12 protein-coding genes are annotated in these 13039 nt (G+C 68.3%); 5 read left to right on the top strand and 7 right to left on the bottom strand.

Translation table 11 applies throughout. The features are described from left to right. Window position 1: 1 nt before the first annotated feature. Window positions 2-1759 (bottom strand): stimulus-sensing domain-containing protein, encoded by a 1758-nt coding sequence (locus tag QNJ67_03620; protein MDJ0608039.1) that lies wholly within the window; start codon window positions 1757-1759, stop codon window positions 2-4. A gap of 144 nt (window positions 1760-1903) precedes the next feature. Then, window positions 1904-2605, bottom strand: coding sequence for a response regulator transcription factor (locus QNJ67_03615; GenBank protein ID MDJ0608038.1), 702 nt, complete (start codon window positions 2603-2605; stop codon window positions 1904-1906). 369 nt (window positions 2606-2974) lie between these two features. On the opposite strand from QNJ67_03615, the gene QNJ67_03610 reads away from it, so the two are divergent. After that, window positions 2975-4585 (top strand): phosphoenolpyruvate carboxykinase, encoded by a 1611-nt coding sequence (locus tag QNJ67_03610; protein MDJ0608037.1) that lies wholly within the window; start codon window positions 2975-2977, stop codon window positions 4583-4585. A 46-nt stretch (window positions 4586-4631) separates the two neighbouring features. Then, window positions 4632-5387 carry an NnrU family protein gene (locus QNJ67_03605; GenBank protein ID MDJ0608036.1) on the top strand — a complete coding sequence of 252 codons (756 nt, stop codon included), beginning with the start codon at window positions 4632-4634 and terminating at the stop codon, window positions 5385-5387. Between the two features lie 13 nt (window positions 5388-5400). On the opposite strand, the gene QNJ67_03600 is transcribed toward QNJ67_03605, so the two are convergent. Beyond that, on the bottom strand, window positions 5401-6606 hold the full coding sequence (locus tag QNJ67_03600) for an argininosuccinate synthase (GenBank protein MDJ0608035.1): 1206 nt from the start codon (window positions 6604-6606) through the stop codon (window positions 5401-5403). Window positions 6607-6781: 175 nt separating this feature from the next. Here QNJ67_03600 and QNJ67_03595 point away from each other — a divergent pair, with 175 nt between their 5' ends. Genes QNJ67_03595 through QNJ67_03585 form a run of 3 tightly spaced genes read left to right on the top strand, consistent with a single transcriptional unit; the run spans window position 6782 to window position 9981 of the window. Next, window positions 6782-7897 carry a DUF262 domain-containing protein gene (locus tag QNJ67_03595; GenBank protein MDJ0608034.1) on the top strand — a complete coding sequence of 372 codons (1116 nt, stop codon included), beginning with the start codon at window positions 6782-6784 and terminating at the stop codon, window positions 7895-7897. Next, window positions 7894-9021 (top strand): DUF3696 domain-containing protein, encoded by a 1128-nt coding sequence (locus QNJ67_03590; protein ID MDJ0608033.1) that lies wholly within the window; start codon window positions 7894-7896, stop codon window positions 9019-9021. The genes QNJ67_03595 and QNJ67_03590 overlap by 4 nt, the downstream gene beginning before the upstream one ends. A 6-nt stretch (window positions 9022-9027) precedes the next feature. Beyond that, window positions 9028-9981: a hypothetical protein gene (locus tag QNJ67_03585; GenBank protein MDJ0608032.1), complete on the top strand. Its 954-nt coding sequence runs from the start codon at window positions 9028-9030 to the stop codon at window positions 9979-9981. A gap of 163 nt (window positions 9982-10144) precedes the next feature. Here the strand turns inward: QNJ67_03585 and QNJ67_03580 are convergent, their stop codons facing one another. The 4 genes from QNJ67_03580 to QNJ67_03565 all read right to left on the bottom strand — a co-directional run bounded on the left by QNJ67_03580 (window position 10145) and on the right by QNJ67_03565 (window position 12963). Beyond that, window positions 10145-10360, bottom strand: a complete 216-nt coding sequence (locus QNJ67_03580; GenBank protein MDJ0608031.1) for a hypothetical protein — start codon at window positions 10358-10360, stop codon at window positions 10145-10147. Window positions 10361-10434: 74 nt separating this feature from the next. Continuing rightward, window positions 10435-11586, bottom strand: coding sequence for a 23S rRNA (adenine(2503)-C(2))-methyltransferase RlmN (rlmN, locus tag QNJ67_03575; GenBank protein MDJ0608030.1), 1152 nt, complete (start codon window positions 11584-11586; stop codon window positions 10435-10437). 145 nt (window positions 11587-11731) lie between these two features. Continuing rightward, on the bottom strand, window positions 11732-12307 hold the full coding sequence (locus QNJ67_03570; GenBank protein MDJ0608029.1) for an invasion associated locus B family protein: 576 nt from the start codon (window positions 12305-12307) through the stop codon (window positions 11732-11734). A 71-nt stretch (window positions 12308-12378) separates the two neighbouring features. After that, window positions 12379-12963: an RNA methyltransferase gene (locus QNJ67_03565; GenBank protein ID MDJ0608028.1), complete on the bottom strand. Its 585-nt coding sequence runs from the start codon at window positions 12961-12963 to the stop codon at window positions 12379-12381. Window positions 12964-13039: the final 76 nt, after the last annotated feature.

The following is a 13039-nucleotide window of genomic DNA, read 5'->3' as shown; positions in this document are numbered from 1 at the left end:
ATCAAGCGCCGGGCAGCTTGATGACGAAGCGGGCGCCGGTCACCTGCCCCTCGGCGTCGACCAGGTTCTCCGCGCTGATCGTGCCGCCGTGCGCCTCGACGATCTGCTTCGAGATCGACAGGCCGAGGCCCGAGTGTGTGCCGAACTTCTCGCCGCGCGGCCGCTCGCTGTAGAAGCGCTCGAACACCGCCTCCAGTTTTTCGGGTGGCAGTCCCGGGCCCTGGTCCGACACGGTCACCTCGACGCGGCCCCGTTCCCGCCGGGCGGCGAGGCCGATTCTGCCGCCCGGCGGCGAGAAGGAAGCCGCGTTGCTGATCAGGTTGCGCAGGACCTGGCTGAGACGCCCCTCGATCCCGTTGACGATCAGCCGCTGGGACCTGTTGACCGCAAGATCGAAGGCCGGCCCTCCGGCCGTTTCGGTCGAGCGGTGGACCTCGACCAGCGCTTCGAGCAGCGCGCCGACGTCGACCGGCTGGCTCTCGGCCCGGGACAGCTCCGCGTCCAGCCGCGAGGCGTCGGAGATGTCGCTGATCAGGCGGTCGAGCCGCTGCACGTCGTCGAGGATGATCGCCATCAGCTTCTTCTGCTGGTCGGCGTCCTCCAGCCGGGACACGGTCTCGACCGCGCTGCGCAGCGAGGTCAGCGGATTCTTGATCTCGTGGGCGACATCGGCGGCGAAGCCCTCGATGGCGTCGAGCCGGTTCCACAGCGCCACGGTCATCTCGCGCAGCGCCTTAGAGAGGTCGCCGATCTCGTCGCCGCGCCGGGTAAAGTCCGGGATCTCGAGCTCACGCCCCTGGCCGTGGCGGACCCGTTCGGCGAAGCGCGCCAGGCGGTGGATCGGCCGGGCGATCGTGCCCGCGAGGTAGACCGACAGGAGCACGGTGGCGGCGAAGGCGACGGCGAAGACCAGCAGGATGTCGCGGCGCCGGTCGCGCACGGCAGCGACCACGTCGGCGCCGTCCTTCGAGAGCATGAGGCCGCCCAGCACCTTGCGGTAGCGCTGGACCGGCACGCCGACCGAGATGATCAGGCGGCCCTGGCGCCCGAGCCTGACCTTGCCCTGGGTCTCGCCGGCGAGCGCGTTCTGCACCTCCTCGTAGTCGTCCGCGCGCTGCACCGCCGCCTCGGTGTAGCGCGGCAGGTCGCCCGGGCCCGGCAGCCAGTCGGCCAGCGAATCGAAGAAGCGGGCGACCCGGCCCGGGAGCGATCCCTCGTCGGCCGGCGGCAGCTCGAAGATCTGCACCATGTCGTCGCCCAGGCGGCCGAGCCGGAAGCTGTCGGCGATCAGTTCGCCGCTCGGTGCGAAGAGCCGGGTGCGGACCGCGCTGTCGGTCAGGACCACCCGCATCAGGTGCCGCGTCATCTCGGGTATCAGCCGCTCGCGGCCGGTGCCGCTGACCACCACCGCCGTGCTGCCCAGGGAGAGGGCGAAGCTGCGGCCCTGGGTGCTCAGGCTTTCCAGCTCGGCCGAGATCAGGGTCTCGCGATACTGGTCCAGGTGCATCAGCCCGACCACGGGAATGACCAGGACCAGCAGGTTGAGCAGCAAAATGCGCCGCGTCAGCGACGAGCCCCAGATGAAATGCCGACGGCGCAGCGCCGCGCCGCGCTGTTGCCTTTCCTCGCTGCCCAGGGCGTGCTTTTCCGTGGTCCGCTCTCCGGCCTGCTGGCCGGCCTTGCGGCGATTGCCCTTGCGCGACGCGCCGACGCCCCCTTTCGGCGCTAGGCGCGCATCGCCTTCTAGTTCAGCCGTCATATCCGCTCGCCCCGGCCGCGGGAACGCGGTCCCGTCCGACCGGCTAAGCCATTGCTATCGAAAGCCATACAGATAATCGGGGCCGGACCCAACCCCTTATTGACCGCGCCGCCCGGCGTCCCGCGCGTCGCGGAGCCCGGCCGTTCAGCGCTCGCGGTAGCGGTAGCCGACGCCGTAGAGCGTCTCGATCTGCACGAAGTCGTCGTCCAGCTCCTTGAACTTCTTGCGCAGGCGCTTGATGTGGCTGTCGATGGTTCGGTCGTCGACGTAGATGTGCTCGCCGTAGGCCGCGTCCATCAGCTGGTCGCGGTTCTTGACGTGACCCGGGCGCTGGGCCAGGGCCTTGAGGATCAGGAACTCGGTCACCGTCAGGTTGACCTGCTCGCCGCGCCAGGTGCAGAGGTGGCGGGCGGGGTCCAGCGTCAGGTCGCCGCGCACCAGCGGCTGCTCGGCGCCGTCGGGCTCGACCTCCTCGCGCGCCACTTTCTCGCGGCGCAGAAGCGACCGGATGCGCTCGATCAGCAGGCGCTGGGAGAAGGGCTTGGTGATGTAGTCGTCGGCGCCCATCCTCAGGCCGAGCACCTCGTCGACCTCGTCGTCCTTGGAGGTCAGGAAGATGATCGGCAGATTGGAGGCGCGCCGCAAATGGCCGAGCAACTCCATGCCGTCCATGCGCGGCATCTTGATGTCGAGGATCGCCAGGTCGACCGGGCTGCTCGAGATGCCGCGCAGGGCCTCGGACCCGTCGTTATAGGTTTTCACCTTGAACCCCTCGGCTTCCAAGGCCATTGAGACCGAGGTCAGGATGTTGCGGTCGTCGTCGACCAGCGCGATGGTCTGCTGCATGGTTTCCTCTTCCTACAGCGATTTGGGCGGCAATTCACCGATGTCCAGGGCCAATTGTGGCAGACGGCAAGGTGCCGCCCGACTGTGGCGCCTTTTGGGCAGCCGCCGGGCCGAAGCATGGCACGAGAAGGCTCTCAAATGCTTGACGCCCGGCGCGGATTTCGGCCCCCGGTTAACCATAGATCCCGAGCTCAGGCCCGAGTCCGCCGTTGACCGGCGAGTCTGTTTGAACCCCCGACCCGCCCCGTCTAGTATCCCAGCGATTCGTGGTTCTCGACCGGCCACGCCGGGCGAGACCGCCCGAACTGGAGAAAGCCGGCCGAAGCGCCGATGAGAAGGCGGGCAAGGCCGAAGTGGGGGAGATTTGCAGTGAGCGATACCGGTACGGTGGTCAGCCGTTACGGCCTTTCTAAGCACGATATCCGGGGATACCGCAGCGCGGTTTGGAACGAGACCGCCCCGGGGCTGGTCGAGGAGACGATCCGCCGCGGCGACGGGACCCTGAGCGATGGCGGCGCCCTGGTGGCGCTGACCGGGCAGCACACCGGGCGCTCGCCGAACGACAAGTTCATCGTCGAGGAGGCCGCCACCGCCGAGAGCATCTGGTGGGGCAAGGTCAACGTCGCCATGTCCGAGGACCATTTCGAGCGGCTCCACGCCAAGGTGATCGGCTACTTCCGGGACCGGGACCTCTTCGTCCAGGACCTCTTCGCCGGCGCAGATCCGGAATACCGTCTCAAGGTGCGCGTGGTCAGCGAGAGCGCCTGGCACAGCCTTTTCGCGCGCAACATGTTCATCCACCCCGGACACGACCAGCTGGCCGAATTCGAGCCGGACTTCACGGTGCTGCACGCCCCGTGCCTGGAAGCCGAGCCCTCGCTCGACGGGACCAACTCGGGCACCTTCATCGTGGTCAGCTTCGCCCGGCGGCTGGTCCTGGTCGGCGGCTCGAGCTACGCCGGCGAGATCAAGAAGTCGATCTTCTCGATCCTCAATTACCTGCTGCCCGAGCGCGACGTCCTGCCAATGCACTGCTCGGCGAACGTCGGCCCGGCCGGCGACGCCGCGATCTTCTTCGGGCTTTCCGGCACCGGCAAGACGACGCTCTCGGCCGACGGCACGCGCAGCCTGATCGGCGACGACGAGCACGGCTGGTCGGCCAAGGGCGTGTTCAACTTCGAGGGCGGCTGCTACGCCAAGGTGATCAAGCTGTCCGCCGAGGCCGAACCCGAGATCTACGCGACCACCCGGCGCTTCGGCACGATCCTCGAGAACGTCGCCATGGACCCGGCGACCCGCGTGCTCGACCTCGACGACAACCGATATACCGAGAACACCCGGGCCAGCTACCCGCTCGACTTCATCCCCAACGTCGAGACCAGCGGCCAAGGCGGCCCGCCGCAGAACATCGTGATGCTGACCGCCGACGCCTTCGGCGTTCTGCCGCCGATCTCTCGGCTGACGCCGGAGCAGGCGATGTACCACTTCCTGTCCGGCTACACCGCGCGGGTCGCCGGAACCGAAAAGGGCATGGGCAGCGAGCCCTCGGCGACCTTCTCGACCTGCTTCGGCGCTCCCTTCATGCCGCGCCACCCCTCGGTCTATGCCGAGATGCTCGGCCGCAAGATGGCCGAGACCGGGGCCAAGTGCTGGCTGGTCAACACCGGCTGGACCGGCGGCGGCTACGGTATCGGCCGGCGCATGGAGATCGCCCACACGCGGGCCATGGTGCGCGCGGCCCTGGACGGCCGGCTGGCCGAGGTGGCGACCTCGCGGCATCCCGATTTCGGTCTCCATATCCCCGCGGTCTGCCCCGACGTGCCCGAGGGCGTGCTCGACCCGAAGAGCACCTGGCGCGACAAGCGGGCCTACGACCAGACCGCGCGCGAGCTGACCAAGCGCTTCGAGACCAACTTCAAGCAGTTCGAGTCCTACGTCGACGCCGAGGTCAAGGCCGCCGGCATCTACAGCGCCGCCTGACGGCGCGGCGCCGGCGGGACGGCAGGCAAACGGCGGACGGGCGCCCATGACCGAGTCCTTGAACGACCTCCTGGCCGCGACGGTGTTCTTCGTGGCCGGACACTTCCTGCTGTCCAGCCTCCCCGTCCGCCAGGCACTGACCAGCGCCCTGGAACGCGTGATCGCCGGCTTGACCGGCGGCTCCGCGTCGCTCAGCGGGGCCCAGTCCGCGTTTCGCGGGCTTTACAGCGTCTTCGCCCTTATCACCTTCGTCTGGATGCTGCAGGCCTACGGGGAGGCGCCGGTCATCCTGCTCTGGGATCCGCCGCCCGCCCTGGCCTGGGCGCCAGCCCTGGTGATGCCGGTCGCGCTGTTCCTCGCGGTCGCCGGATTGACCACCGGCAGCCCGACGCTGGTCGGCGGCGAGGCGCGCCTGACCGACCCCAGCGGCCTGGATCCGGCGCCCGGCGTTCTCCGGATCACGCGTCACCCCTTTCTCTGGGGCAGCGCGCTCTGGGCGGCCAGCCACCTGGCCGCCAACGGCGAGGCGCCCAACGTGATCGTGATGGGCGGCATCCTGGTGCTCTCGCTCGGCGGCATGCGGCACATCGACCGGCGCCGCGAGGCCACGCTCGGCGCCGCCTGGGGGCCGATGGCCCTGACCACCAGCGCGATTCCCTTCGCCGCCCTGGCGAGCGGCCGCACTACCATGGACTGGGCCGGCATCGGCTGGTGGCGCCCGCTTGTGGCGGTCGCGCTCTACGCCGTGCTGCTGCACCTGCACCCGGCGATCTTCGGCGTCCCCGCCCTGCCGCCGGGGTGAGGCCGGATCTGCTCTAACCCTTCTGGCGGTTGAGCAGGCGCAGCCTTAGCGCGTTCAGCTTGATGAAGCCCTCGGCGTCGCGCTGGTCGTAGACCTCGTCTTCCTCGAAGGTGACGTGGGCCTCGCTGTAGAGGCTGACCGGCGACTTGCGCCCGAGCACCGTAACCGATCCCTTGTAGAGCTTGAGCCGGACCGTGCCGGTGACGTGCTCCTGGCTGCGGTCGATCAGCGCCTGGAGCATCTCGCGCTCGGGCGAGAACCAGAAGCCGTTGTAGATCAGCTCGGCGTAGCGCGGCATGACCTCGTCCTTGAGGTGGGCCGCGCCCCGGTCGAGGGTGATCGATTCCATGGCGCGGTGGGCGTGCAGCAGGACGGTTCCGCCAGGGGTCTCGTAGATCCCCCGGCTCTTCATGCCGACGAAGCGGTTCTCGACCAGGTCGAGCCGGCCGATGCCGTGGGCGCCGCCCAGCTCGTTCAGCCGGGTCAGCAGCGCGGCCGGCGAGAGCGCTTTGCCGTCGACCGACACCGGGTCGCCGCCTTCGAAGCCGATTTCCACCTCGGTCGGCTTGTCCGGCGCGTCCTCCGGCGCCACGGTGCGCGAGAAGACGTACTCCTCGGGCGGCTGCCAGGGATCCTCCAGCACCTTGCCCTCAGCCGAGATGTGCAGCAGGTTGGCGTCGACCGAGAAGGGCGCCTCGCCGCGCTTGTCCTTGGCGATCGGGATCTGGTGCTTCTCGGCGAAGTCGATCAGCCGGGTCCGGCTGGTCAGGTCCCACTCGCGCCAGGGCGAGATCACCTTGATATCGGGGTTGAGGGCGTAGTAGCTGAGCTCGAAGCGCACCTGGTCGTTGCCCTTGCCGGTCGCGCCGTGGGCCACGGCGTCCGCCCCGGTCTGGCGGGCGATCTCGATCTGCCGCTTGGCGATCAGCGGCCGCGCGATCGAGGTGCCGAGCAGGTAGGTGCCCTCGTAGAGCGTATTGGCCCGGAACATCGGGAAGACGTAGTCGCGGATGAAGTCCTCGCGCAGGTCCTCAATGAAGATCTCCTTGACGCCGAACATCTCCGCCTTGCGCTGCGCCGGCTCCAGCTCCTCGCCCTGGCCCAGGTCGGCAGTGAAGGTCACGACCTCGCAGTCGTAGGTTTCCTTCAGCCACTTGAGGATCACCGAGGTGTCGAGCCCGCCCGAATAGGCCAGCACGACTTTCTTTACTTCGCTCATCGAACCTACCCCCCAACCAGATCTAGCCGCGCCGGCGCGGACCGGCCGGGAGTATAGGCAAGGGCGGCGGCGAGACAAGCGAGGGGATCTCCTGGCCCGGCAGGCCGGTAAGGATTTCTTTACCGCGCGCTAGGCCAGATGGCCCCTTCGTCCACGACCTTCGGTCCGAGCGCTGATGCGGCGCAGTGAAGCCCCCGACAGTCTCCCCGACGTCGAGCCCGAGACCCTTGACGGCGGCGGTCCGGCCAAGGGTGTCGAGCCCCTGGACGCGACGCGCCTGCGCATGGACGGCAAGCCGCTCGCCCTCGATCAGCTGGTCTCGCGGCTGGCCAAGGGAGGCATCGATCTCTATCCCGACTTCCAGCCCAGGGCGGGCCTGTGGTCCGCGGTCGACCAGAGCCGCCTGATCGAGTCCCTGCTGATCCGTCTGCCGATACCGGCCTTCTACTTCGACGCCAGCGACGACCGGCACTGGCTGGTGGTCGACGGGCTGCAACGCCTGACGACCCTGCGCGCCTTCGTGGTCGAGAAGAAGCTCAAGCTGCGCGGCCTCGAGTACCACGACGACCTTAACGGCAAGACCTTCGACGCCCTGCCGCGGCACTTCCAGCGGCGCATCCTGGAGACCCAGGTGACCGCCTTCCTGCTGCGCGAAGGCTGTCCGCCGACGGTCAAGTTCAACCTGTTTCGGCGGATCAATACCGGGGGCCGGCCGCTCGGCGCCCAGCAGATCCGCCACGCCCTGCACCGGGGTCAGGCGACCCGCTTCCTGAAGCTGCTCGCGGGTTCCAAGGACTTCAAGGCGGTCGCCGGCGAGGGCCTGTCCGACCGGGAGCTCAGCGATCAGGCCTGCGTCCTGCGCTTCCTGGCGTTCCGAATGGCCCCCTGGAGCGACTACCAGGCCGGCGACTTCGACACCTTCCTGGCCGAGCAAATGGCCCGCCTCAACGAGGTCGACGGCACGACGCTGAAGCGGCTGCGCGGCGATTTCCAGCGGGCGCTATCCGCCGCCCGGGCGATCTTCGGCGACCTGGCGTTCCGGCGCCAAGACCCGCCGGCGGCTTTCAACAAAGCGCTGTTCGAGGTTTGGAGCGTCTGCCTCGCCGCGCTGGATGCCGATCAGCTGGAAAAGCTGATCGGCCGGCGCGAGGTGCTTAACCAGGAATTCATCAAGCTATTATTGAATAACGACGCGTTCAACAAAGCGCTATCCCAAGCAACTGGCAGTGTTGCAAACGTAAAAAAGCGCTTTCGAGAAATAGAACATCTAGTCCAGGGAGTGCTCGAATGATCTCACATTTGAAGCTTAACAACTTCAAATGCTTCGAGTCGCAAGAACTTCCCCTCCAGAACCTGACACTTCTGGCCGGCATGAACGGCATGGGGAAGTCTTCGGTCATCCAGTCCCTGCTCCTGCTGCGCCAGTCCCATGACCAGTCGCTGCTCGCCGAGGCCGGCGTCACCCTGAACGGCGCCCTGGTTAGGATCGGCACCGCGCAGGATGCGCTCTTCGCCGGCGCCGCCGAGGAGGAGATCGGCATCGCCCTCGACTTCGCGGACGGCGGCAAGGCCGCCTGGCGCTTCGACGCCGGGGCGAGCAACGACATGCTCGACCTGATCGACGCCGAGGCGGGCGACCAGGTCTTCGAGCAGGCGCTCTTCACTTCGGACTTCCAGTACGTCCAGGCCGAGCGTCTGGGGCCGCGCACGACTTTCGGCGTCTCCGACGACCAGGTCCGGCGGCGCCACCAGCTGGGCGCCAAGGGCGAGTTCACGGCCCATTTCCTCGAGGTCCACGGGCGTGAGCCAATCGGCGTGCCGGCCCTGGCTCACCCGGAGGCCAGTTCCGAGGCCCTGGTCGACCAGGTTGAGGCCTGGACCGCGACCATCTCGCCGGGTACCCGGATCCATACCCAGGCGATCGACCAGATCGACCTGGTGCACCTGCGTTACTCCTTCGTCACCGACCGCGCGGTCAGCAACGAGTTTCGGGCGACCAACGTCGGTTTCGGCCTGACCTACACCCTGCCGATCCTGGTCGCCGTCCTGGCGGCCAAGCCCGGATCCCTGATCCTGATCGAGAACCCCGAGGCCCACCTGCATCCCCAGGGCCAGATGGGTCTCGGCATGCTCTTCGCGCGGGCCGCGGCGGGCGGGGTCCAGATTCTGGTCGAGACCCACAGCGACCACCTGCTCAACGGCATGCGCCTGGCGGTCCACGAGGGCTCGGCGGCGCCGGACAAGATCAAGCTCTACTTCTTCGAGCGCACGGCGGTCGACGACGTCGCCCAGGCCGCCGTCACGGCCATCGCGATCGACGAGAACGGCCGCCTCGACCGCTGGCCCGACGGCTTCTTCGACCAGTGGGACAAGGCGGCCAGCGCGCTCCTGTTCCCCGCCCCCCAGGTCGCGTAGCGCGGCATGACCGCGGAGCTGGTCCTCAACGAGCTCTCCCTCGATCCGGCGCCCGCGGTGGAGCCGGCGCGGGACTGGATGCTCGCGCTGATCCACACCTGCCATCTGGCCCAGAGCGCCGGGGCCAGCCGGATGCTGCTGCTGCCCGAGAACGCGGTCGAGCAGGAGCTGTCCGACGGCTACTCCCTCTGGCACTGGACCCACGATCCCCAGGTGGACATCGATCTCCGGCGCAAGTTTCTCGCCATGGCGACCTATGGCCCCTTCACCGAGAGGGTGCTGGGGGCCGAGGCGGAGGAGCGGCTTGGAATCTCCGAGTACTTCCACGCCGAGCGCGAGGCCAAGGGGCTCTCCGCCGCCCACGTGCTCGACGGGCTGGCGGTCAGCATCCCCTCGGGCGAGGACTGGAACCAGCAGACGCTCGAGGTCAAGGTGCTGTCTCTGGACGAGGCCGCCGACCTGGTCGAGGGCGAAGCCCGCATCCGCCACGCCTGCGCCCCCGACCACGTCGCCGGGCACAGGGACTGGCTGGGCGCCCGGCAACGCGCCGAGCTCGAGAGCGGCGCCGACCTCTGGGAACAGCGGCGCGAGCTGTTTCCGGGGCTGGACTTCTGCGCGCGGGTTGAGGATCAGCTGCGCGGCATCGAGCGCGGCGACCCGCACCTGCGCCAGGTCCTCCGCCGGCTCTGTCAGGTCAACGACTGCTTCGTGGCCTGGCGTGACGGGCCGTTCGAGCGCGGCGCGATCCCCGACTGCGACCCGGAGAGCCAGGTCACCCTTCAGCGTTTCGAGGCCCAGCACAGCTTCCGCTGCCCCGACGGCGAGACCCGGGTGTTCTCCTGGCACGTCCCGATCACGCCGGGGCCCTGGCGCCTGTTCTTCTATCCCGAAGGGAAGACCCGCAAGGGCATCGTCGGCCACATCGGCCCCAAGCTGCCCAACGTCAGCTACACCACGTAGAGCAGATCCGGGTTTGATGAATTGCCAGAGGCGATCCATCAAACCCGGTGAATCTGCTCTAAAAAGTTGATATCGAGCAGATTCACATGTCTTCGCCGGAACCGCGAAGCGTTTCCGTCAAAACATGATCCGCTCTAAGCTGTCCGCCCGTCTGCGGGGAAACCTACTGCACCGCCACGCGCGACAGGCCGGCCAGGCTGATCGCGACGTAGAAGATCACGGCCGTCACCACGACGAACTCGCCGGCGATGACGGCCTTGAACACCGGCGGCGTCAGCGACCGGCGGGGCAGCGCCCAGAACATGAAGGCGGAGGCGGCGAAGCCGCAGATGACGGCGATCGCGAAGGCTAGAAGATAAGTGGTCAAGCCCAGTTCCAAGGGTTCTCCCCTGGTCTCCGAAGATCGGCCAACTTGTCAGGACTGGGTTAAGGGAGCGTAAGTGCGCCGGCTGATCAGGCGGGAGAGGGCGCGCTGGCGCCCTCGGCGGCCCGCTCGGCGGCCTTGAGCCGCCGGCTCGCGCTCTTGAGCTGGCCGCAGGCCGCCATGATGTCCTGGCCGCGCGGCGTGCGCACCGGCGCGGAGAGGGCGGCGTCGTTGAGGATCCGGGCGAAGCGCTGGATCGCCTCGGGCGTCGAGCACTCGAAGGGCGCGCCGGGCCAGGGGTTGAAGGGGATCAGGTTGATCTTGGCCGGGATGCCCGAGAGCAGGCGGATCAGCTCGCGCGCGTCGGCCGGGGAGTCGTTGACGTCCTTCAGCATGACGTACTCGAAGGTGATGCGCCGCGCGTTGTGGACGCCGGGATAGTCGCGGCAGGCCGGGATCAGCTCGTTCAGCGGGTACTTCTTGTTGAGCGGCACGATGTGGTCGCGCAGCTCGTCGGTCACGGCGTGCAGAGAGACCGCCAGGTTGACGTTGAGCTCCTCGCCGCAGCGCTTCATGGCCGGGACCACGCCCGCGGTGGAGAGCGTGATCTTGCGCTTGGAGATCGAGAGGCCCTCGCCGTCCATGACGATCTTCAGCGCCTTGGCGACGTTGTCGTAGTTATAGAGCGGCTCGCCCATGCCCATCATCACCAGGTTGGTGATCTGGCGGCCTTCCGCCGGGCTCGGCCATTCGCCCAGGGCGTCCCGGGCCACCATGATCTGGCCGAGAATCTCGGCCGGCGAGAGGTTGCGCACCAGGCGCTGGGTGCCGGTGTGGCAGAAGCGGCAGGTGAGGGTGCAGCCGACCTGGCTGGAGACGCAGAGCGTGCCGCGGTCTTCCTCTGGAATATGGACACTCTCGGCTTCCTGGCCGTCGCCGAAGCGCAGCAGCCACTTCCGCGTGCCGTCGAACGACTGCTGGGCGGTCGCCACGCCGGGCCGCGCGATCACGTAGCTCTCCGCCAGGCGCGCCCGCAGCGTCTTGGCGAGGGTGGTCATGGCGGCGAAGTCGGTGACCCCGCGGTGATAGATCCAGTGCCAGAGCTGTCCGACCCGGAACGCCGGCTCGCCGAGCGCGGCGAACTCGGCCGCCAGCTCGTCGCGGCTCAGGCCGACCAGGTTGCGGCGGGCGCCTGCGTCCTCGGGCGGCGCGAAGTGGTCGGCGTGGGTGCTGCGGGTCATGGCCGTTCACATAGACCGCCGGCGGCGCCGCCGCAAGGTCGGCGCCCCGCCGCAAACGACAGCGTCGGTCCTGGTTGTGCGCAAGAGGTGTCTTCGGCCGGGACCGGGCACCGGCCGAACGGGATCCGCTGCCGTTTCGGCAGCCCTACTCGCAGGCCTCGCTGATGGTGTTGTAGGCCTTGGTGAAGCCGCTCAGGGAGTAGGTGTCCTTGGTATCCGTGCCGCGCTGGGACGTGCCCTGGACCACCATGGTGTTGCCGGCCTTCATCGCCTCCACCAGCTTGCGGTCGCTCTCGGCGTCGGGGGCCCAGGCGATCTCCTCGATCGGGACGACCTCGAACTTGCGGCCGTCGATCGCGACCTCGACGCGGCTCTCCTCCTTGAAGTCGTAGCCGGCCCAGAAGCTGACCTCGTCGCGGATCTTCTCGGCCGGGCGGTGGGTGACCATGACGTAGATGTCGCCGCGCTTGGTGTACTTGCCCTCGTCCTTGATCGGCTGCCCGGTCATGTAGCAGGCCTTGCCGCCGTCGTCGTCGTAGGTGTGGGCCTGCCACTTGCCGCTGCCGAAACTGCCCAGAGTCTTGACGTCGGCCGCCGAAGCGGACGAGGCCATGAGCAGCAAGGCCAGAGCCGCGAGGCCGAGGCCCGCCGGTCCCCGTCGACGGGACCGGAGGTCCGCTGTCTGCCTGCCGAAGTCTTCGCTCGATTCAACTGATTGCATTGCGCCTTACCCTTGCTTGCATCTGCGGGTCGTCTGCCGCGATCCTTGCCCCGGGGGACAATATAAGAAGTTCACCCGCGTCGGGTAGGGGCTTTTGCGCTGGGAGCGGCCCCTTCGCGGACCGGGTCGTGCCCGCTCCGCCGTACCTGCGGCCCGTGCACGTGGGGCGGCAGAGGCTCGGCGCTCGACCTCGGGTTGACCGGCCGGCGCGCGAAGCGGCCCTGGCTGATCACCCGGTCGTACATCACGATGGCCCCGGCAATGCCGACGTTCACGCAAAACTTGGTCGGAATGCGCACGACGAAGTCGCAGCGCTCCGTCAGTGCCGATGAGAGGCTGCCACGTTCCGGTCCGAGCACGTAGGCGGCCGCGGCGGGATGTCGGAAGCACGGCAGCTCGACGGCATCGGGGGTCAGCTCGACGCCGACCAGGGCGCAGCCGCGCGGCAGGGTCAGCGCGTCGACGCTGGCGTAGGTATAGAGCGGCAGGTGCTTGGCCGCGTCTGAGGTGTCGGACAGCGCCACTTCGCGGGCCTGAAAGGCCGGCGCAATCGTGAAGAAGAAGCTCGCGCCGAAGGCGTGGGCCGAGCGCAGCAGGTTGCCCAGGTTCATGGGCTTGCTGATGCCCTCGACGCCGATTGCGAAGTATCCGCGCATGGCGCGAGACCTTGCATGGCCAGGCGCCGCGAGGCAAGCTTGCAGGGATTGTGCGGCTGCGCCCGCGCCTCCCGCG

The organism is Kiloniellales bacterium (genome assembly GCA_030064845.1).
GTDB lineage: Bacteria > Pseudomonadota > Alphaproteobacteria > Kiloniellales > JAKSDN01 > JASJEC01.
The sequence above is the reverse complement of the archived record's forward strand: the minus strand, read 5'-3'. Positions and strand labels throughout refer to the sequence as shown.